1 protein-coding gene is annotated in these 536 nt (G+C 47.8%); it reads left to right on the top strand.

Annotated features, from left to right (window positions below; genetic code table 11):
- A partial coding sequence (locus GJ668_RS19955; RefSeq protein ID WP_186343243.1) for a transposase occupies nucleotides 1-489 on the top strand: 489 nt, incomplete at its 5' end.
- Nucleotides 490-536: the final 47 nt, after the last annotated feature.

The raw sequence follows: 536 nt of genomic DNA, 5'->3' as shown, positions 1-536 counted from the left end.
CTCAAGCGCCTCCAAAAAACACTCCCAAAAGCCGAGTATGAGTCCTTCAAAAAAGCCTATTGGATCTTGCGCAAATCTGAAGCGGATTTAACCGCCGATGAACGTCGAATCCGGACGCAACTCTTTGCAAAATCCCCGAAACTTCAGCAAGCGTATGCGTTGAGTCAAGCCTTAACAGCGATTTATGAGTCTCTCCTGACACCCGGCCAAGCGAAGCGCCAATTCAGTGGCTGGATCATTCGCGTTCAACACAGCCAGCTGACGTGTTTCAATCGCTTTATCAAAACATTGCGCGCGCATTGGAACGAAGTCGCCAACTATTTTATCGATCGTCAAACAAGCGGCTTTGTCGAAGGGTTAAACAATAAAATCAAGGTGCTTAAGCGGCGCAGTTATGGACTCTTCAATCCCAAACGCTTATTCCAGAGAGTGTACATCGATCTGCATGGTTACGACCTGTTCGCTGTGCCATCGACAGAAAATCAATGACTTAAGGCGCCAATGCCCAGCCAATCTCTCATCATGTGTGTATAGGC

It is taken from the genome of Allochromatium palmeri (assembly GCF_009720725.1).
Taxonomy (GTDB): domain Bacteria; phylum Pseudomonadota; class Gammaproteobacteria; order Chromatiales; family Chromatiaceae; genus Thermochromatium; species Thermochromatium palmeri.
The sequence above is the reverse complement of the archived record's forward strand: the minus strand, read 5'-3'. Positions and strand labels throughout refer to the sequence as shown.